This is a genomic window from Acinetobacter sp. AOR12_HL (assembly GCF_027855275.1).
Lineage (GTDB): Bacteria > Pseudomonadota > Gammaproteobacteria > Pseudomonadales > Moraxellaceae > Acinetobacter > Acinetobacter baumannii.
On record NZ_JAKTIJ010000029.1, the window covers coordinates 1 to 20,115 of the forward strand.

The window sequence follows — 20,115 nt, forward strand, 5'->3', positions numbered from 1 at the left end:
AGAGGTGGTCCCACATGTTTGAACAACTAAAAGCTTATTTATAAGTGATACTCTGCTCTAGTTAAGCTACCTTATTTTGTTGTGGTAGCTGGTCATAGTAAAACTCATCTGGAGTCATTTTGTCCAGACTCGAATGAGGTCGTTTCAAATTATAAAATTCAAAATATGCGTTTAATTGCTTCTTCGCATCCAAAACATTGCTGTAGGCTTTGAGATACACCTCTTCATATTTAACGCTCCGCCATAATCGTTCAACCATCACATTATCAACCCATCGACCTTTACCATCCATGCTGATTTGGATGTCATTTGATTTCAATACATCAATAAATGCATCACTGGTAAACTGACTGCCTTGGTCTGTATTAAATATTTCAGGTCGACCATATTTTTCAATAGCTTCATTTAATGTTTCTATGCAAAATGTAACCTCCATACTAATCGATACTCTATGCGCAAGTACCTTGCGGCTATGCCAATCAATCACAGCACATAAATAAACAAAGCCTTTTGCCATAGGGATATACGTTATATCCGTAGACCACACTTGATTACTGCGCTGAATAGCCAATCCTTTGAGCAGATATGGATATTTGCGGTGAGCTTGATTAGCCTGGCTTAAATTTGGTTTGCAATATAACGCATTAATGCCCATTTTCTTCATTAAAGTACGTGTATGACGTCGTCCTATATGATGTCCTTGACGATTCAACAAATCACGCATCATACGGCTACCTGCAAAAGGGTATTGCATATGTAACTCATCCATACACCGCATCAGCTTCAGATCTGATGCACTCACAGGTTTTGGGCGATAGTAATAACAACCACGGGAGACTTTCAGCAGCTGAGCTTGCTTAGATACTGAAATCTGAAGTGAGTCATCGATTAACTTTTGTGGTTGAAGCGGCCCAGTTTCTTCAACACACCTTCTAAAAAATCAATTTCTAATGCCTGCTCACCGATTTTTGCATGTAGTTTTTTTAGATCGATGGGTGGTTCTGTTGGAGCTTTTGATTGATCGAAAGCTTGCGAGGAAGCTGAAATCAGTTGATTTTTCCAGTCGATAATTTGGTTTTGATGAACATCAAATTCAGCACTCAATTCAGCAAGTGTTTTTTCTGCTTTAATCGCAGCAAGTGCTACCTTAGCTTTAAAATCATTTGAATGATTTCTTCTTGGTCTACGTGCCATAAAATACTCCATATATTGATGTTTATAACATCATTTGGGGAGCAAAATATCACTTATAAGTGTTGTTCAAATTTCCTGATCCACCTCTAATACATAATAGATAGGTTGATAACAATCTATCTATTATTATATGCAGTCCGTTAGTCTCATTATTCAAATTTTTCTTGTATTAGCATTTGGTTATTTTCTAGGTCCTAAACTCTCACTAAATATTCGGCATTTTATTTTTAAAATCCTGCCTTATTTTTCTTATATTTTACTAACCAGTGTAGCTTTAGAACTAACACTCGCCCTTGACCAAATTGATAATCCTTCTACTATACTTCCACCTGCTCTATTAATTGCATTAACCACTTCTCTTGGTTCTTTTTTTACTTGCTTATTCGCCTATACAATTTTTGATAAAGAAAGTGTTAAAGGGAAAATTTCACTTCAACTGTTTATGAATGCATTAAAAAATATTGCCAAGGCATTTCTAGCTTTAACAATAGGCGTGATTTTAGGAATTCTTCTTACCCAATTACATACACATATTCCCTTTAATAGTTGGTATTTACTATTACTTTTTATTTTTTTAATCGGAATCGAACTTGCTTTTACTCATTTTAATCGCACATGGTTAAGCTGGAAAATTCTTATTGTACCTTTGGCCGCCTTTATAGGCTCGTGCTTAGCTGGGTTTCTCAACTATTCCTTACTTGGTCATGAGTTTACACTTAATGAAATATTAGCTTTGGGCCAAGGCTATGGTTGGTATTCAATGTCAGGTATTTTATTTACACAGCTACATTCAGCTGAGTTAGGTGGGATTGCCTTGCTCACAGATCTATTTAGAGAGATAGTTGCAATTTTACTCATGTATACCATGGGTTGGCGGTTTCCACGTCCAGCAATTTCAAGTGCTGGCGCTACCTCAATGGATGTAACATTAGCAATGGTAAAACAGTCATGTGGTACACATTATGTACCACATGCCATGATGAGCGGCTTACTCTTAAGTCTACTCGCTCCACTTTTAATTACTGTGTTTTTAAACTTTTAAGCAATTGAAGCAAGAATTGACTTCAACATTTCAGTTGGATTTTCTGCTTTAGTAATCGGACGACCAATAACTAAATGTGTAGACCCATCAAGCATTGCCTGTTTCGGAGTTACAATACGTTTTTGGTCATCTGCATTACTACCCTCAGGACGTATTCCCGGAGTAACTAAAGAGAAATCTTGTCCGATTAACTCACGAAGAATTTTAGCTTCTTGAGCAGAACAAACTACACCATCTAAACCACTTTCTTTAGTAAGTTTCGCCAATCTTTTAACTTGTTCTACAGGTTCAATATCTAACCCGATATCTTTTAAATCTTCACGGCCCATTGAAGTTAAAACTGTTACCGCAATTAATTGTGTTTGATAATTACCTGCTTTTAAACGCTCCACACAGGTTTCCATCATTTTACGGCCACCTGATGCATGTACGTTAACCATCCATACACCTAAGTCTGCGGCAGCACATACAGCTTGAGCCGTCGTATTTGGAATATCATGGAATTTTAAATCTAGGAAAACTTCGAAACTTTCTTCTTGAAGTTTTTTTACAACAGATGGGCCTTCATGAGTAAAAAGCTCTTTACCTACTTTTACGCGACATAAAGTAGGATCAAGTTGTTCAACAATTTTTAAAGCGTCATATTGGCTTTTAGCGTCCAACGCAACAATGATACTCAAGAGACTTTCTTCCATCACATAAAATCAGCGCTATTATAATAGACAAGTCAGCCAGTAATAAAGAAATCTATTGAACCAAGTTCTTAATGAGGAAATAGTGATTTTAAACTAGAAGGATAATGAGGAATATAGAAGGGAAAATACTACTCTTTATGACGAGATAAAGAGTAGTAGCAAAAATTATAAAGGAGTAGAGTTTTTATCTTGTGGATAAATATCTACAACAGTTTTTTCATGTCTTACATTTGCAGCTGCTTCTGCTGCCGCCAATTGAGCACTTTGAATTTGTTCTTTTCTCAAATGATCAATATCTTTGCGGAGACGTTTGATTTCCCAGCTTTTTTGGAAAACTCGGAAAACTTGTACACCTAATAAAAGCCCAACCACAATTCCAAGCGCTAAGGTAAGCAACAATAATAAACCTAAACGCATTGCAGGAACTTGAGTAAATAATAAATCAACAGGAAGTTCTGTTGGGTTCTGCAAAACAAGTGCTAAAGAATAGCCAAATACAATAATGAGTAATGCAATTAGAATATAACGCATAGGCACCCCACTTATGAGTTTTATTTATTTTCCAGATTCATTCACTGCATCACGGAGTGCTTTACCTGGTTTAAAATGTGGAACAGCCTTCGCTGCAACATCTACTGACTTACCTGTTTTAGGGTTACGACCAACTCTAGGTTCACGGTGGTGTAATGCAAAGCTACCAAAACCACGGATTTCAATACGATTGTCAGACGAAAGAGCTTCGATCATTTGGTCAATCATAATCTTAACCGCTTCTTCCACCAATGGTTCAGCCAAGTGTGGATTTTTTAGCGCAATGCGTTCAATCAAATCAGACTTATTAAGAGCTTCAGTAGTCATCTACGACCTCGTTATTTATTACTACTCTAAGTCGTTTGATAATAACCTGTTTAAATACAAAACGGTAGCGCAGTATGTTGAATACTACGCTACCGTTTACAGTAATTTGTATAAAAAGTACAATTTCGTTACATGAAACTGTACTTTGTTAACTTATTACTTCATTTGTGCTTTGATCAAGTCACCAATAGTCTTAGGACCATTGTCTTGAGAAGCTGATGCTGTACGCAAGTTAGCAACTGCTTCTTTCTCTTCAGCTTCGTCTTTCGCTTTGATAGACAAGTTGATAGAGCGAGATTTACGGTCAACGTTGATGATTTTCGCTTCAACTTCTTGACCAACTTCTAAGAATTTAGTTGCGTCTTCAACGCGGTCACGGTTGATTTCAGAAGCTTTAAGAGTAGCTTCTACTTCGTCAGCTAACTTAACAGTTGCGCCACGAGCATCAACTGCAGTTACAGTACCTTTAACTAAAGCACCACGTTCGTTAGCAGCTAAGAAATCATTGAACGGATCGCTGTTCAATTGCTTGATACCAAGGCTGATACGGTTACCTTCAGCGTCTACAGACAAGATAACTGCTTCAACAGTGTCACCTTTCTTGTAACGACGGATAGCTTCTTCGCCTTGTTCGTTCCAAGAAATATCAGACAAGTGAACTAGACCGTCGATACCGCCATTTAAACCAATGAAGATACCAAAGTCAGTGATAGACTTGATTGTACCTGAAACTTTTTCGCCTTTCTCATGAGACTTAGCAAACTCTTCCCATGGGTTAGCACGAGTTTGTTTGATACCAAGGCTGATACGACGACGTTCTTCGTCAACTTCAAGAACCATAACATCAACTTCGTCACCGATCTGAACAACTTTAGATGGGTGGATGTTTTTGTTAGTGTGGTCCATTTCAGAAACGTGTACTAAACCTTCAACGCCTTCAGCGATTTCAGCGAAACAACCGTAGTCAGTTAAGTTAGTAACACGTGCTTTAACGATAGAACCTTTAGGGTAACGGCTCATGATCGCTAACCATGGATCTTCGCCTAATTGTTTAAGGCCTAAAGATACGCGGTTACGTTCACGGTCAAACTTAAGTACTTTAACAGTAACTTCTTGACCAACTTCAACAACTTCTGAAGGGTGCTTGATACGCTTCCAAGCCATATCTGTGATATGAAGAAGACCATCAATACCGCCAAGATCAACGAATGCACCGTAATCAGTAAGGTTTTTGATAGTACCTGTAACTGTTTGACCTTCTTCAAGTTGAGCAAGTAATGCTTCACGGTCAGCAGAAGATTCAGCTTCCATAACAGCACGACGAGATACAACAACGTTGTTACGTTTAGCATCAAGCTTGATTACTTTAAACTCTAACTCTTTACCTTCAAGGTGAGTTGTGTCACGGATAGGACGAGTGTCAACTAATGAGCCTGGTAAGAACGCACGAACAGGACCGATGTCAACAGTGAAACCGCCTTTAACTTTACCAGAGATAACACCAGTAACGATTTCGCCATCTTCAAAGATTTTTTCAAGTTTAGTCCAAGTTTCAGCACGTTTAGCTTTTTCACGTGATAAAACTGTTTGACCCATACCGTTGTCAAGAGCTTCAACAACTACGTCAACAGTATCGCCAACCTGAACTTCAAGTTCACGTTGTTCATTTAAAAATTCAGCACGGTCAACAATGCCTTCAGATTTAAGGCCAGTGTCAACAGTAACCCAGTCACTATCGATGTTTACAACAACACCTTGGATGACTGCACCCTTTTCAACGTTGAGGTTTAATTCACTTTCTTCAAAGAGGGCTGCAAAAGATTCGGTCATGATATACCTGATAAAGTCAGCGGTCTTGGATCAGACAAGGCCGGTTTAGTTAAGTATCAACATAGTCTTTATAGACTGATCAAGCTATGCGTCAACTGATAATCTTAGTTGCTAACAGTACGGCTATTGACGTAATCAACCATCAACTTAAATACTTGATCGATCGTTAATTCCGAACTATCAATAATATAAGCGTCTGCGGCTGGCTTGAGAGGAGCTACTTCTCGCTCCATGTCTCTTTTGTCACGCGCTTGTATATTAGCTAAAATGTCGTTTATTTTAGCATCTAGCCCCATACCCTGCAACTGTTTTACTCTTCGCTCAGCACGCGACTCAGCTGAAGCAGTCAAATAAATTTTAGCATTAGCTTCCGGAAAAATTGATGTTGCCATATCTCGGCCATCTGCAACTAATCCCGGAGTTTGTGCAAATGCTCTTTGGCGCTCAAAGAGTGCTTGTCTGAGCTCTGGTATTGCTGCAACTTTAGATGCATATTCTCCAACTCGCTCTGTACGGATAGTTTGGGTTACATCTTCCCCATCGAGGAAAACTAATGTTCCCTCTGCCGAGGTTTCAAACTTAATATTAAGCTGACGAGCATAGTTAACACACTCATCTAAATGGCTATCTAATTTTTCCAATAAATCATGTTTATGTAATGACAACCCTAACAAACGATATAAGGCACCCGAATCAAGTAAATGAAATTGATAATACGCAGCAAGTTTCGCCGCTAATGTTCCTTTACCCGAACCACTCGGACCATCAATAGTAATAATTTGAACTGTCATTGAACTCTCACGAAGAAGCAAATGCTTTAGCTAATCTCGAAAAGCCTAGTGTAATCGCTAGTTTTAGCTGTGCAAGAATTAATTTACTTACAACAGGAGCTTTTGCGGTTAATTCGATACGATACGTAACTAAAGTAATATAAGGAGTAATTTCTGAGAACTCGATTCGACCTAAATGGTGTTTCACTAGAGGATTATCAATCAGTTTATATTCAATACGTTTGTTTTCTTCGAGATGCGTGATTTCTTCTTTAAGTGGTTTAATCACGCCAAACCCCATACGACGAACAGAACCCATTCCATCAGGTCTTTCAGGATCTGCCGAATCTTTAACACGCACAACTTGTAGTGGAGCAAATGCAGTGTTGTAAGCTGCATGTTTAGAAAGCAGGTTAAAGACATCACTAAGAGGAGCATTAAATTCTTTTTGTATAGTAATTACATTACGCATGAAAGTTCCTTATTTAAATAAATCATGTCAATGAAACGGCGTTAGTGTGCCATAACCTCATGACATTTTTTAATCATTTAAGGACGTTTTTGTTGTTTCTCTTGTTTCTTTTGTTCACGTCTTTGCTTAAAAAAAAGACTTAACTGTTGAGCACATTTTTCATGTAAACATCCATGCTCAAAAGTAAATTTATGGTTGTAATAACCATGTTCTAATAATTGACGTGCACTCACGAGTGAGCCAGCTTTAGGTTCTGTTGTTCCAAATACGACATGTTTAATTCTTGCATGTACTAATGCTCCCACACACATTGTGCACGGCTCAAGCGTAACGTACAAAGTCGCATCTTCAGGTAAACGATAATTTTTCAATGACTCACAAGCCGCACGAATAGCTTGAATTTCTGCATGAGCCGTAGGATCAGATAAACCAATTGGAGCATTAAAACCAGCTCCAATTAACTTGTTTTGACTCACGATTACAGCTCCTACAGGAATTTCCCCCTGCTTGGCTGCTAATTCAGCTTGCTCGTAAGCAAGCTGCATCCAATACTCATCACTAAATTTAGACATTATTGATTATGACACTACGCCATATTGTCTAAGTAATGCATTCCAGCTATCAATCGTCGTGATCGGTGGATCATCGGCCAAAATACCTCGTAATGTAAGGTCTTCACATGCTTTCCATTCTGGCGATAAATCTTTATCGACTAAACGAGCACGTACGCCTTCCACAAAGTCAGGATGGCGAATTTTCCATTCAGAGATTTGCGCTTCTAAATCAAAAACTTCATCCCAAGAATGAACTTGTTTACCCCATTGCCATAACAACCAAGTAATTGCTGCCGTACTAGGCGAGCCCTTTTGTAAGTTTTCACTCGCTTGACGCAACCAGTCACTGCTTGCATCTCGCAAGCTGACGATCGCTTGATAGTCTTGTTCAAAGCTTGAACCACGGCAAACACTATGTATAACGTCTAACGAATTTTGTAATGGCCCTGCTGCAACCGGTCGATGTAAACTATTTAAAGTATCATCGATTGCACGGAAATCACCTGCCGGATAGTGAGCCCAATTAATATTGAGTACTTTCTGTAGAACATTATCACGTTGTGCTTCACAAATATGCGTCGCCCAACCAATGCTATATGCCCCAGCAGCCGTCATAATAGAACCTGTCAAACCAGTAAATAAACCAATTTGCCCACGGTCAGCAAGGAAACGGCTTGCTCCAACATCAGGGTATAAACCAATATTAATTTCAGGCATAGCCAAACGTGAATATGGTGTAACCAAACGGAAAGGTGCAGCCATAAACAAGCCTAAACCACCACCCATTACATAGCCTTCACCCCAAACAACAACCGGTTTAGCATAGTTATGTAACAATAAATCCAAAGCATATTCTTGCTGGAAAAATTTATTTGCGGTTTCTACTTCCTGATTAATTACCAGCTGACGTAATTTGCGTACATCTCCACCCGCACAAAATGCTTTTGGTGTAGTCGAGTCCAACCAAATTGCTTTTACTTGCTCATCATCACGGAAGTCTTCAAATACTCGTAATAGAGCCGTTACGATTGATTCATCTAAAGCGTGTAATGATTTAGGTCGATTCAAACGTACAATACGCCAACCATTTTTCGCTTCTTCAACTACCAAATCCGGATGATAGCTATTTACATTGGGAGAGTTCATCATGCGTCCAATTGCCAGTCTATGGGCTCAATGCCATGTTGTTTCAAATATTGATTTGTTTTGGAAAACACTTTACAACCAAAGAAACCACCACGATTAGCCGCAAGTGGCGATGGATGTGCAGCAGTTAAAACCAAGTGTTTTTCTCTATTTATACGTTGTCCTTTACGTTGTGCATAAGCACCCCATAAAATAAAAACAATGTGTTCACGTTGTTCATTTAAAACATCAATTACTGCGTCAGTAAACTCTTCCCAACCTTGTTTTTGATGTGATGTGGGTTGCCCTGCTTCTACAGTAAGTACACTGTTTAATAAAAGTACGCCTTGCTCAGCCCATTTGGTTAAATCACCATGACGAGAAACTGGCACACCCAAATCTGTATGTAGTTCATGAAAAATATTACGTAAAGATGGTGGTAATGCAACCCCTCTTTGAACCGAGAAACTTAAGCCATTTGCCTGATTTGGTCCATGATATGGATCTTGTCCTAATATAACGACTTTCACATGGTCTAACGGCGTAATATTTAAAGCATTAAATATTTGTTTACTTGGTGGATATATTGTTTTTTGAGCCTGTTTTTGTTGAAACAAAAAGTCTCTTAAACTATCCATATAAGGACTCAGTAAAAATGGAGTTAATGATCTTTTCCAGCTTTCTTCTAATTGAACTTTACTGAGTTTGTCTTGCTGTTGCTCAGTTAATTGCATTAATGTCATCCTAGATCAATTTTCATTTCTACAAACAAAAGGAAGTTAACTTACACTTCTACTTGTAAGTTAACATGCGGATTATGAAACTTAATCCCTTGTTTTAAATTTTCATACATATTTGGATCAGCCCATTCAGATTGGACTTGTTCTGAAAAAATAATTCCCTCAAGGTTTAACAGCCCCATTTGTTCATTTTGAATATCTTCAAGAAAACTTTGGGCATAACCTGTATCGGTTTCATGAACAATCACTGAATAGACTTCAACATCACCTTCCCCATTTTGGGTAACAGTAGATTGTAATACTTGCTGAGCTAAATAGAAAAAGATTCGAGAAAATTGCTCAGCAGATGGCGAAACTGGTAAAGAGATCCAACGCGCGCTAAAAGTCTTACAAGCATCAATATATTGCGGATCATCTTTTTCCCAGAAACAAATCGCATGATCAAAGCTATCAAAAAGGTCTTTAATTACGCCTTTTAACAGCCCAAAATCATATACCATTTGTCCATGATCTAATTTCGAAGCTTTAAGTAATAACTCGACTTTATAACTATGCCCATGAATGGATCGCTTACAACGATCCGATGTACAGTTACGTACAACGTGTGCATTTTCAAACTTAAATAACTTACGAATTAACATGTGCCAAATCGATCATTCCTTCTAAGAACATTATTATAAAGCAAAAGATAAAAACTTCGCACCACTTTTCAAATAGAAACAATTAGCAAAAAGTATGATAAGAGATGTGAAGAAATTTTGAAGATATTGATTTTTACTTTAAATACTGCCTATACAGAAGTATGAACTCATCCCTTTTATTAATAAGTTTCAAGTATTACAGACTCAGAAAAAATATCAATAAATTTATTTAGTTAAATGGAGCCATGCTTCTTGAATAAACATATGCTTGCTTATCTTTTCTCATTAAAGCACTAGTAAACTGTCGCTTCCTATTATTTAGAACAACTTCAATCTGAGCTTGAAAGAAGCTGGATTTAACATCAATAAGACTATTTACTTGATTTTTCCTTTGACTATCAACCGCTGAAAAAGCATTCAATTGCCACAATTCATCTACATTTTGGAAGAACTTTAAATTTTGTTGGCGTGTTTGCAATTCTTTTTCAATAGCTCCTATATCTAATTTTTCATCCATACTTGCTAAAACCAATGGCGAAGCAGTATTAATATTTAACTTCGAATTTTCTGGTAAAGCAGAAATATATGGAGCAATTAGATCAAATTTTTTTCCATCAAAGCCTCTCACTAGCTTTAACTCTTCAATACGGTGGAATTTAGTATTCGCAGCCATGTAACCTGGATCCAAACCTTCATAATAACTACTTTCTGCCCCCATTGGCCCAGTTGGCTCATCATTTGGATCTTGCCAATCAATCACAGCTTGGCTTAATTCGGCTGGTAATCCCACACGTACCAATAAACGTTCAAACCAACTTTTAGCATCTTCATTTACAATGCCTTCCCCGTTAGTTAGATTATTTAAATTAAATTTACCAGACTCATCAAGCAAACGACCAGATACTGAACCCTCTTCAATAGGAAACGGAGGCATAGGTTGTGCCCATGTCTCTTTTAAATGATCTACTCCACCTGCATTATTTGTATCTTGAATTAATAATTCTGAAAAAAAGGCTTCTGCACTTTTTGCATAAAGCAAAGATTGATTTTGGCGCATTAAGTAGGCTGTATTTTCCATAGTATTATTTTGATGCTTGGCAATAGAAGCTGCTAAAATTGTAGCCAAGGCAACCATAATAAGTATTGTCAGTAAAGCGACACCCTGTTGGTGTTTGTAACTAACGGCCATTATGAATTACCTTCCTGTGAAAGCAATAAGTCACCCTGATTTAAGCTATAAATCCATTCATAATTTACACCAGCGACTGTAAGTTGGATTTTTATCCCTTTCGGTAATTTTTTTAACTCATTAGGTTTCGTTGGATCAATATTAACCTCGGGCCATTTTGTGACTTCTTGCGGAGTCAAAACCATAATCTGATATTGGTCGACTTGACTTAACAAAGTACTCGATAAAGGTTGCTCTCTGTTCGAAGTATTTAAATTTGTATATTTAAGACGATATAGTTTTTTTTGATCTGCATCATAACGATATTCAATTCGTTCAAATGGTGATAAGCCTTGTTTTAAAGGATCTGTTACCCCAGCTTTACTAAAACGTAGAATTTGATTATCGATTTCTAAAGCTGGATGAAGTTGCCCACCTTGGTTTGCGGATAAAGGGATAATCTGCAAAGTATCACGAAGAATTTGTTGATAAGCATCTTGTAATTCAAATAAATGCACTTCATGTTCGGCATTACGATCACGAACTTTGAGCAAGTAATCGAAAATTTTCCACCCCAATAAAGATAAAACCGCAAAGATAGCGATCGCGACTAACAATTCAACCAAAGTAAATCCTGAGGCGCGAGTTAATCGAGCACTGCTCGATCGTGCTGCAAGGCGAGAAGAAAAGCTTCGGATGTGAATATATTTATTTTTTATCATTATTTTGCTTTCACTGGATAATTAAAAAAGACCATATGAGTAATGCCATTTTGTACTTTTCCCTTATCCGGATCATACAAACTCACTTGTAAATCAATTTTTTGAACATTCGGGCTAATAGTAGATTGAGCTGACTTATCAATTTGCCAAGTTTCACCTTGGGAAGTTACTTGCTTACTTTGAGTTCCTTGCAACCATTCTTGATTAATCTCCATCATAGCAACTTCATTCATTGCTACAAACTGAGCTTTAGTTCGCAAAATTGCATTTGAAGTGGACTGAGTGTACTGCATTGCCACTTTAGTTAAAGCAACAGCTGCGACAGCAAAGATTGCCAAAGCAACCATAACTTCTAAGAGGGTAAAGCCTTTAGATTTCATTTATTTTACCCAAGTGATCTATTTGTATTTCCGAACCAATCGGTTTTTGTTCTAAATAAAATTGTATTTTAACGGTTTTAGCTTCTCCATTGCCAAACCAGATGAGTTGAGGCGTTTGTCCTCCAATCAAATCTGTATTTTTAGCTTTAGAATAATTCTGGTCATCCAAGGGTTGTACTGAAAAAGAAACATGGGCAGGAAGTTGCCGTGTTTTAAACTCAGTATATTTCTGCCAACGGTTTTTTATATCTTGTACTTGTAAAGTGCTTTGATCGTGATATTCATAAAGTTCATAAGAAAATGGTGAGACATCTGTCTCACCATGAGTTTCTAAAGCCAATACACGTGATTGATCGAGCGATTCTTTATTAATTTTCTGCAAATCGAGTAAAAATAACTCTCTCGCCTGCATTGCTTTTTTTTGGTCGACACCACCTATATTTAATACAACCAGAGAAGTCATAATTGTCATAATCACAATGACTACCATCACTTCTATGAGGGTAAAGCCTTTTTGTGATTGAAATGGTAGATTCGATTTCATATCGACCTATTAAGCGTACTGCTCAACTGCTTGTTTGGGTAAGGCTAATGCCTGATCAATATAGGCTACTCGTAAAGTATCTCTTGAACCCAAATAACGTTGATAAAAGCTTGAATTCAGAATTGCAGCAGCTCCATGAGTGAGTGACCAAATTGAAGCTAAGTAATCTCGTGTTGTCATATGACTCTGGATTGACTCTAAATAATGATCAGTCATACGAATAATAATACGTAAGCGCTGCTTTCTCACTTGGTAAAGTTCATTAAAAAGATGGTGCACACCTTGGGCAGTAATTGAAAGCTTTTCTTCAATTTGGTGAAACAGCACTGTTCTTTCTGGATGGTGCAAATGATGCAACATAAAGAAAGCTAAATGTTCTGGAAAAGCCTTTTCAGTATCTTGAACCATTTCCAGTAACATGCGCTCATTACGAATAATTAACAGCATGTACAATTCATCTTTACTTTGAAAGTGCTTGTACAAAGTACCTTTTGCCAAATCAAGCTCAGCAGCCAGCACATCAAGTGTCATTCCGGCTTCGCCATTTTCTAACAACAACTGTTCCGCAACTTGAAATATTAATGCTTCTCTTGCTCGGAACTGAGCTTGACGGTCCATCTTCACGCAATTACTCTCTTTATATAGTTTCTATAAGTTAAATCGCTTTAAGTAAATTTTCAAAATTCTGCGAGGTGATTCTTGCAATTTCCTCAACTGGCTTATCATATACCTCACTTAGTGCTTTCGCTACATAAGGTACATATTTTGGTTCATTCGTTTTACCACGATATGGTACGGGAGCCAAATAAGGGCTATCTGTCTCAATTAAAAGCCGATCTAAAGGAACTTGCTTGGCTACATCTCGTAGATCTTGAGCATTTTTAAATGAAACAATTCCTGAAAAGGAAATATAGTAACCACAGTCCAATACAGCTTTTGCTGTTTCCCAGTCCTCAGTAAAACAGTGCAAAATACCATGTGTAGATTGTTCAGCTCGAATAATATCCACCGTATCATGTTTTGCTGAACGTGTATGAACAACTACTGGTTTTTTAACATTTTTAGAGGCTTGAATATGACGAGCAAAACAATCTTTTTGCTCGTTAATAAAGTCAGTGCTGTGGTAATAGTCTAAACCTGTTTCACCTAAAGCCCACACCTTTTCTGATTGAGCCAATTCAGTCAAATACTCAGTCGTTGCTCGAGCCATAGTATCAACATCCTCACACGGATGTACGCCTACCGTATACCCCACATCTTCATGACGCTTTGCGATTTCAGCTAAAGCAATATGATCATCAAGGTCAACTGAAATTGCCATAAACTTAGAAACACCTTCTGCTCGCGCAGCAGCAAGTGCTAGATCTAAATCACCGTTATAAGGCGTTAAATCTAACATTGTTAAATGGCAATGGGTATCAACAAACACTGTTCTTTCCTATCTGCTTACATGGTATAACTTGGGCGATCTAAAGACATACTACCAGCTAAAATCCGCTCAGCTTCAGCTTTATAGTAAATTCCTTTATCACCACTCAATTGAATTGCGAAACCTTGCGGTTTAAATCCACTTTGCTTATGTGAAATCCAAACTACTTTACCAGTTAAAGGAATTTTTTGTGATTGTTCTGGTAACGTAGCTAAAATAAAAATTTCCTGGCCCATCTTCACTTTTTGCTTTGATGGTACAAACAAGCCCCCACCTTGTACATATCCCATATAACTTGCTTGCAATGTTGCTCTATCTGGAATATTGACCTGAATAATTCCACCCATTTGTGGTTGCATTAGTGTTCCCCTTAAACGTTCATTAATTTTATAAAAAGTTGATCTATGATGAGTTGTGTTTGTACATTCTGTTCAACTAATCTTTTAGATTGCTGTAATTCCTCATAAAGACTGAATAAGCTTTCTAAATTATAGTTTTGCGCTAATTGATCGAACTGTAAATCAATATTTTTCTGTGGTTGATTGAGCTTGACACAAATTAAATCCCCTAACAAGTATTCAAGAAGCATCATAAAATCACTAAAGTTGAGTTCTTTTTGCCATTTAGCCGAATAAAATAAAGGCATATTTTTTTGATTTACAACTTTAGTCCAATCTTCTAAAAAAGACTGTCTTTTAGCAAACCAATCACTAGTCGCAATTTCAACTGCTTGCAAAGGCATATCATTAGAAAGGCCTAGCAATAATTCAGGTGGTACAGATGCTGTTTCCGCTAAATGTTCATTTAGATAAGATGTGGCTTCTGTATATGAAATACGGTCTAAAGCAAAATGCTGTAAGCGACTTCGAATGGTTGCCGGTAATTTCAAATAATGATCGGCCAACAAGATTAAAACGACGCGTTCACCTGGCTCTTCTAAGGTTTTTAGCAGCGCATTTGATGACGCAAGATTTAAAGCTTCAGCTGGCTCAATAACAACAACACGCCATCCCTCACCAGTTTGTTGTACAAATGGCAATAAATCTCGAATTTTTTCTATTTTAATTTTTGCATTCTGTTTTTTATTTTCTTCATCTGTCGTGATATGAACATAGTTTGGATGCGTATCTGATTTTAACCATTGACAGCTACTACATTCACCACAAGCACCTTGAGGTTGTTTATTTAAACAAAGTACCCACGCTAAGAAATGCTTAGCAAAAGCATGTTTACCACAACCTTGTTTACCATAAAATAATAAGCCATGCCCAATATTAGGAAAACGTGTTGTTAACGTTTCCCACATTGTCTGTTGCCACGGATAAACCTTAGAAGTCACATTCTGATTCATTAAATTAACGCTTACTCAAAAGACTCAACAGGCATATTATTTAAACGATCAAGATCTGCTTGAGTGTCAACACCTGGTGGTAAATTCACTTCTGCTACAGCAATAGCAATACGGTGTCCATTTTCTAAAACACGCAATTGCTCAAGACTCTCGAGCTTTTCAAGTTTACCCATTTCCCATGTAACATATTCTTGTAATAAGCTCACACGATAAGCATATAAACCTAAATGACGAAATGCTTGAGTATGTAAAGTTGGTTCGTCTCGCTTAGCGCCATCTCGATCATAAGGGATCGTTGCACGGCTAAAATATAATGCTTCATTTTGTTTAGACATGACTACTTTTACGATACTATCACGCTGAAATTCATCCAACGAATGAATAGGCTCACATAATGTAGACATTGAACAGTTTGGCTTATCAACCAAAAGCTTTGCAACTTGCTGAACAAGCTGGGCTGGCAGTAATGGCTCATCGCCTTGTACGTTTACAATAATGTCATCAGCATCCCATCCTTTAATACGAGCAACTTCACTTAAACGATCTGTTCCCGATGGATGGTCTGCACTTGTTAAAACAACATCAACGCCCTCTGCACGACATATTTCAGCGATACGTTCATCGTCCGTTGCTACACATAGGTCATCGAAACCTTCAACTTTTTTTGCTTGATCTACTACTCGTAAAATCATAGGACGATCATGAATAAGTAACAATGGCTTACCTGGCAAACGCGAACTTGAGAAGCGTGCTGGAATGACGATATGTTTCATTTTTTCTTCCTAAGATATTTGAATATCAAGCTTTTGCAATTGTTGATTTAAAATCTGATAGCACTCTGTAGACAAAACAGCTTTAACAGGTACGATCCAGATAGAACGTTTAAAGTCTAGATGTTTTTCAAGTAATGGTAAAAATTTAACAGCATCTTTTTCTGTTGTAATGATCGGCAAATCATCATTAAAAATGAGATCATCAATACTGTAATCATGATGATCACGAAAAGCATGCTCTTGAAATTGTTTCACCCCTAAACCTTTAAGTGTTTGGTAAAAGCGCTGAGGAAAACCAATGCCGACTACTGCATGGTAATTATTTTGAATATTGAATGATAATTCAGTTGCCGAAGAAGGATTCAACAAGTAAGGCTGGCCTGCATCAAGATGCATATGCAATGTAGTTGTTGGTGTGAAAGTATGCTCGATTACCGTACTAGTTTTTAAACGTTCCGCAGGTTCACGTAAATATCCCTCTGGTAATAACTTTCTATTTCCAAGGCCACGATTTTGATCAAGTACGATCCATTCTATTTGGCGACCTAATGCCCAATGTTGCAACCCATCATCACTAATAATTAAATCTAGTTTAGTCGATGCTAATAATAACTCGATTGCAGCTTGTCTATTGGGTCCTACTGCCATAGGTACGCCAGTTGACTGTACAATCAAAGCAGGTTCATCTCCTGCTTCAGCTGCTTGACTGGCCGATGTTACCAACATAGGAAAAGGGCCAGATCCACCATAGCCTCTACTAATTACCCCTACCTTTACATTATGCTGCTTTAGATAATTGACCAGCTCTATTAATAATGGCGTTTTTCCACTTCCCCCCACCGTAATATTGCCAATTACCAGGACTGGCACAGGTGCGGTATAAACTTTTTTAAAGCCTGAACTATAAAGATAACGATTTAGTAAAAACCCAGCACGATACAAGCAAGACAAAGGACGTAAAACAATCAACCAACTTGATTGCTTATTCCATGCATTTTGGATCAGCTGGGCTAAAGACATACTTAATGGTCCTCAAAATTACGCTGATGTAATTGATAATAAGCACCGTGCTTAGCAAGTAATTCTTGATGAGTACCTTGTTCAACAATTTGTCCGCGGTCCATCACAACAATACGATCCGCATTTTCAATGGTTGATAGACGGTGAGCAATCACAATCGTTGTACGATCTTGCATAGCCTCATCAAATGCTTGTTGAATAAAGTGTTCAGATTCATTATCAAGCGCACTTGTAGCTTCATCTAAAACGAGAATAGGCGCATTTTTCAAAATTGCACGAGCAATTGCGATACGTTGACGTTGACCACCGGATAAGTTTAGACCTTGGGCACCTAAAACAGTATCGTAGCCATCTGGTAAGTTCATAATAAAGTCATGGGCATAAGCAGCCTTTGCCGCTGCGATAACTTCTTCATCGCTCGCATCATGTAGCTGACCATAAGCGATATTTTCACGTACAGTTCGGTTAAACAAAACAACTTGCTGATTTACCATCGCAATTTGTGTACGCAAACTTGAAAGCTCAATATCACGTATTGGTAAATCATCTAAATAAATTTGACCACTTGAGACTTCTTGGAAACGTACCAACATGTTCACTAAAGAAGTTTTACCAGCACCAGAGCGCCCTACCAATGCAACAGTTTCACCTGGGCGAATATCTAAAGAAAAGTCTTTAATTGCCTGAGTGCCATCAGCATATTTAAGTACAACATGGTCAAAACGAATTGCACCTTGCAACTGAGGTTTAAGCTGACCACTATTTTCTTCTTCAGGTAAATCTAATAATTCAAAAACTGAATGTGCTGCAGCCAAACCACGTTGTAACTTTTCATTCACATCTGTCAAGTTTTTAACAGGCTTTGAAAGTAATCCTGCTGCCGTAATATATGCAACAAACTCACCAGCAGTTGTATTCCCTAAAATTTGTGGTCTTAATGCTAACCATACGATTAGAGCCATTGCGCAAGCCATCACCACTTGAACAACAGGACTATTTAGGTTTTGCACAATCACCATTTTTAAACCACGTTTTAAGTTTTCTTCCGATGACTTATAAAAACGCTCTTGTTCTGACTCTTCACCAGCGAAACTTTTAACAACTGCATTACCATTAATACTTTCTTGCACTACATGGTTAACATCACCCATAGTGTCCTGAACTTGCATCGAAAGCTTGCGCATTCTTTTTGAAGCTTTACGCACCAAAATCCCAATCACAGGTAAGAACACCATAATACAAATTGTTAAACGCCAATTGGTATAGAACAAATAACCTAATAACCCCAAAGTAATCATGCCATCCCGAACAATGGTCTTTAATGATTCAGATGAAGCAGCTGTAAGTTGCTCGACGTTATACATAATTTTAGCAGTAATATGTCCCGAAGAGTTATCGAGATAATATTGAGCCGGTAGTCTTAGAAGTTTTGCATAAACTTCTTGGCGAATACTAAAAACCAAACTACGCGAGATCACAGCCGTATAGTACCCCCCCATAAATAGGCCAAGGCCACGGAAGAATACCAATAAAATGATTAATAAAGGGAACCAATCCAGATCCGCTCTACTCGCATTTTGAATTGCATCAATAATAAATTTAATGAGCTTAGCAACAGAAACCTCCGTCGCTGAGTTCATACCGAACCCGATAAGAACTAATAAGGCCACGCCCCAATAAGGTTTTAAATAGGATATGAGACGTAAATAAACCTTAAAATCTTGATTCACTCAGAAAAACCTCTAGAAGGAACTTTGGTACTAATATTGATGTTAACAAAACCGAGTTGTCCTGCTACATCCATAACACGAATAACATCCTGATGGGATGCTTTTGCATCAGCAGCAATGATAAACATAAAGTCACGTCGCTCTTGAGCAATTTGCTTAATTGCAGTGCTCAAATCAGCCACATCTTTGGTAGATAGCGCCTGACCATTCACGGCGTAATGTCCGCTAGAGTCTACCACGACTTCAATTCTATGATCGTACTGTTTTGGTGGAACACCTTGTGCATCTGGTAAAGTTAAATTGATGCGACTTGGCTGATTAAAAGTGGTAGATAACAATAAAAACACTAGAATGAACAATAAACAATCAATCATAGGTGTTAGATTGATATGAATGTCTTCAACCTGAGAACGTTTAAACTTCATATTGCGATCTACCCATCAACCAACGCGGCGATGTTCTTGCATGACTGAAGAACGTTTGTAAAACAATGAGGCATGAAATAGCGTCGATTGTTGCTCTAACTCAGCAATATAATCTTGCACTACTCTTTGAAAATATCGATAGGAAATAAGTGCAGGAATTGCAATGAGCATACCAACTGCTGTTGTGATCAAAGCCTTGGAAATACCGGGAATCATTAAACTAGGACTACCTGCCGAACCAAAATCAATAACCAAAAAAGACTCAATAATTCCCACAACTGTTCCAAGCAGCCCTAGTAGCGGCGCTATAGCACTTAAGGTCCCTAAGAAGTTAATATTTTTTTCTAAATAAGAAATTTCTTGAGAAGCCATAGCTTCCATTTGTGCTCGAGCAAATTGTTCGCCATGTTCCTGATGCTCAAAACCAGCTTTTAGAATATTGCCCAATGCCGTGCTTTGCGCATTAGTATCCTGTTCCAAATTTGTTATGACAACAGAAATATCTGCACTGCCATCATTCATTAGTACTTTAGGTAAAACTTGTGAACGTCTTAAACGTACAAAACGCTCAATACTAATTGCGACGGTTAAAATTGAACACAAAATTAAAGGCAGCATTAACCAGCCGCCCGCTTTCACAAGTTCCCACATA

The 20,115-nt window shown here is 37.8% G+C and carries 24 protein-coding genes and 1 pseudogene; 1 reads left to right on the plus strand and 24 read right to left on the minus strand.

Annotated elements, in window-relative coordinates:
* Positions 1–61 precede the first annotated feature (61 nt).
* Positions 62–1,206, minus strand: a protein-coding gene (locus MKL36_RS14995) for an IS3 family transposase (RefSeq protein WP_085944219.1) whose coding sequence is annotated in 2 segments (ribosomal slippage) — positions 62–942 and positions 942–1,206 — 1,146 coding nt in all. Because the reading frame shifts where the segments join, the coding sequence is not laid out codon by codon here.
* Between the two features lie 118 nt (positions 1,207–1,324).
* Here MKL36_RS14995 and MKL36_RS15000 point away from each other — a divergent pair.
* On the plus strand, positions 1,325–2,236 hold the full coding sequence (locus MKL36_RS15000) for a lysine exporter LysO family protein (protein WP_001192280.1): 912 nt from the start codon (positions 1,325–1,327) through the stop codon (positions 2,234–2,236).
* On the opposite strand, the gene pyrF is transcribed toward MKL36_RS15000, so the two are convergent.
* The 23 genes and pseudogenes from pyrF to MKL36_RS15115 all read right to left on the minus strand — a co-directional run bounded on the left by pyrF (position 2,233) and on the right by MKL36_RS15115 (position 20,114).
* Positions 2,233–2,931: an orotidine-5'-phosphate decarboxylase gene (gene pyrF, locus MKL36_RS15005; RefSeq protein WP_000392933.1), complete on the minus strand. Its 699-nt coding sequence runs from the start codon at positions 2,929–2,931 to the stop codon at positions 2,233–2,235. The genes MKL36_RS15000 and pyrF overlap by 4 nt on opposite strands.
* A 165-nt stretch (positions 2,932–3,096) precedes the next feature.
* Complete coding sequence (locus MKL36_RS15010) at positions 3,097–3,462, minus strand: lipopolysaccharide assembly protein LapA domain-containing protein (protein ID WP_001269278.1); 366 nt, start codon at positions 3,460–3,462, stop codon at positions 3,097–3,099.
* Between the two features lie 24 nt (positions 3,463–3,486).
* A complete protein-coding gene (locus MKL36_RS15015) occupies positions 3,487–3,789 on the minus strand; it encodes an integration host factor subunit beta (protein WP_000205997.1) in 303 nt (100 codons plus the stop codon).
* A gap of 156 nt (positions 3,790–3,945) precedes the next feature.
* Positions 3,946–5,619, minus strand: a complete 1,674-nt coding sequence (rpsA, locus tag MKL36_RS15020) for a 30S ribosomal protein S1 (protein ID WP_000140309.1) — start codon at positions 5,617–5,619, stop codon at positions 3,946–3,948.
* Positions 5,620–5,723: 104 nt separating this feature from the next.
* Positions 5,724–6,410: a (d)CMP kinase gene (cmk, locus tag MKL36_RS15025; RefSeq protein ID WP_000218018.1), complete on the minus strand. Its 687-nt coding sequence runs from the start codon at positions 6,408–6,410 to the stop codon at positions 5,724–5,726.
* A 7-nt stretch (positions 6,411–6,417) separates the two neighbouring features.
* Positions 6,418–6,861 carry an SRPBCC family protein gene (locus tag MKL36_RS15030; RefSeq protein ID WP_021510827.1) on the minus strand — a complete coding sequence of 148 codons (444 nt, stop codon included), beginning with the start codon at positions 6,859–6,861 and terminating at the stop codon, positions 6,418–6,420.
* Positions 6,862–6,930: 69 nt separating this feature from the next.
* Positions 6,931–7,433: pseudogene (tadA, locus tag MKL36_RS15035) on the minus strand (tRNA adenosine(34) deaminase TadA).
* A gap of 6 nt (positions 7,434–7,439) precedes the next feature.
* A complete protein-coding gene (locus tag MKL36_RS15040; RefSeq protein ID WP_001983908.1) occupies positions 7,440–8,564 on the minus strand; it encodes an enoyl-CoA hydratase/isomerase family protein in 1,125 nt (374 codons plus the stop codon).
* On the minus strand, positions 8,561–9,274 hold the full coding sequence (gene ung / locus MKL36_RS15045; protein ID WP_001177528.1) for a uracil-DNA glycosylase: 714 nt from the start codon (positions 9,272–9,274) through the stop codon (positions 8,561–8,563). The genes MKL36_RS15040 and ung overlap by 4 nt, the downstream gene beginning before the upstream one ends.
* A 50-nt stretch (positions 9,275–9,324) precedes the next feature.
* Positions 9,325–9,921, minus strand: coding sequence for a 6-pyruvoyl trahydropterin synthase family protein (locus MKL36_RS15050; RefSeq protein WP_000908453.1), 597 nt, complete (start codon positions 9,919–9,921; stop codon positions 9,325–9,327).
* Positions 9,922–10,150: 229 nt separating this feature from the next.
* Complete coding sequence (gene gspK, locus MKL36_RS15055) at positions 10,151–11,110, minus strand: type II secretion system minor pseudopilin GspK (protein ID WP_021510828.1); 960 nt, start codon at positions 11,108–11,110, stop codon at positions 10,151–10,153.
* A complete protein-coding gene (gene gspJ, locus MKL36_RS15060; protein WP_021510829.1) occupies positions 11,110–11,811 on the minus strand; it encodes a type II secretion system minor pseudopilin GspJ in 702 nt (233 codons plus the stop codon). Before gspJ ends, gspK begins: the two co-directional genes overlap by 1 nt.
* The gene (gspI, locus tag MKL36_RS15065; RefSeq protein ID WP_000836911.1) at positions 11,811–12,191 is read right to left on the minus strand and encodes a type II secretion system minor pseudopilin GspI; all 381 of its coding nucleotides are present in this window, start codon (positions 12,189–12,191) and stop codon (positions 11,811–11,813) included. Before gspI ends, gspJ begins: the two co-directional genes overlap by 1 nt.
* Positions 12,181–12,735, minus strand: coding sequence for a type II secretion system protein (locus MKL36_RS15070; protein ID WP_000841373.1), 555 nt, complete (start codon positions 12,733–12,735; stop codon positions 12,181–12,183). The genes gspI and MKL36_RS15070 overlap by 11 nt, the downstream gene beginning before the upstream one ends.
* A gap of 9 nt (positions 12,736–12,744) precedes the next feature.
* Entirely contained in the window at positions 12,745–13,353 is a 609-nt protein-coding gene (locus tag MKL36_RS15075) for a TetR/AcrR family transcriptional regulator (RefSeq protein ID WP_000375838.1), read from the minus strand.
* Positions 13,354–13,390: 37 nt separating this feature from the next.
* Positions 13,391–14,164 carry a TatD family hydrolase gene (locus tag MKL36_RS15080; protein WP_000497298.1) on the minus strand — a complete coding sequence of 258 codons (774 nt, stop codon included), beginning with the start codon at positions 14,162–14,164 and terminating at the stop codon, positions 13,391–13,393.
* A gap of 17 nt (positions 14,165–14,181) precedes the next feature.
* Positions 14,182–14,523 carry a PilZ domain-containing protein gene (locus tag MKL36_RS15085; RefSeq protein ID WP_001183024.1) on the minus strand — a complete coding sequence of 114 codons (342 nt, stop codon included), beginning with the start codon at positions 14,521–14,523 and terminating at the stop codon, positions 14,182–14,184.
* Between the two features lie 11 nt (positions 14,524–14,534).
* Entirely contained in the window at positions 14,535–15,515 is a 981-nt protein-coding gene (locus MKL36_RS15090) for a DNA polymerase III subunit delta' (RefSeq protein WP_001075416.1), read from the minus strand.
* Between the two features lie 11 nt (positions 15,516–15,526).
* A complete protein-coding gene (kdsB, locus tag MKL36_RS15095) occupies positions 15,527–16,288 on the minus strand; it encodes a 3-deoxy-manno-octulosonate cytidylyltransferase (protein WP_004835301.1) in 762 nt (253 codons plus the stop codon).
* Positions 16,289–16,297: 9 nt separating this feature from the next.
* Positions 16,298–17,308, minus strand: coding sequence for a tetraacyldisaccharide 4'-kinase (gene lpxK / locus MKL36_RS15100; RefSeq protein ID WP_021510830.1), 1,011 nt, complete (start codon positions 17,306–17,308; stop codon positions 16,298–16,300).
* Between the two features lie 2 nt (positions 17,309–17,310).
* The gene (msbA, locus tag MKL36_RS15105) at positions 17,311–19,038 is read right to left on the minus strand and encodes a lipid A export permease/ATP-binding protein MsbA (RefSeq protein ID WP_004835304.1); all 1,728 of its coding nucleotides are present in this window, start codon (positions 19,036–19,038) and stop codon (positions 17,311–17,313) included.
* Complete coding sequence (locus tag MKL36_RS15110) at positions 19,035–19,463, minus strand: ExbD/TolR family protein (RefSeq protein WP_000669686.1); 429 nt, start codon at positions 19,461–19,463, stop codon at positions 19,035–19,037. The genes msbA and MKL36_RS15110 overlap by 4 nt, the downstream gene beginning before the upstream one ends.
* A 15-nt stretch (positions 19,464–19,478) precedes the next feature.
* Complete coding sequence (locus tag MKL36_RS15115) at positions 19,479–20,114, minus strand: MotA/TolQ/ExbB proton channel family protein (protein ID WP_000264037.1); 636 nt, start codon at positions 20,112–20,114, stop codon at positions 19,479–19,481.
* Between the last annotated feature and the right edge of the window lies 1 nt (position 20,115).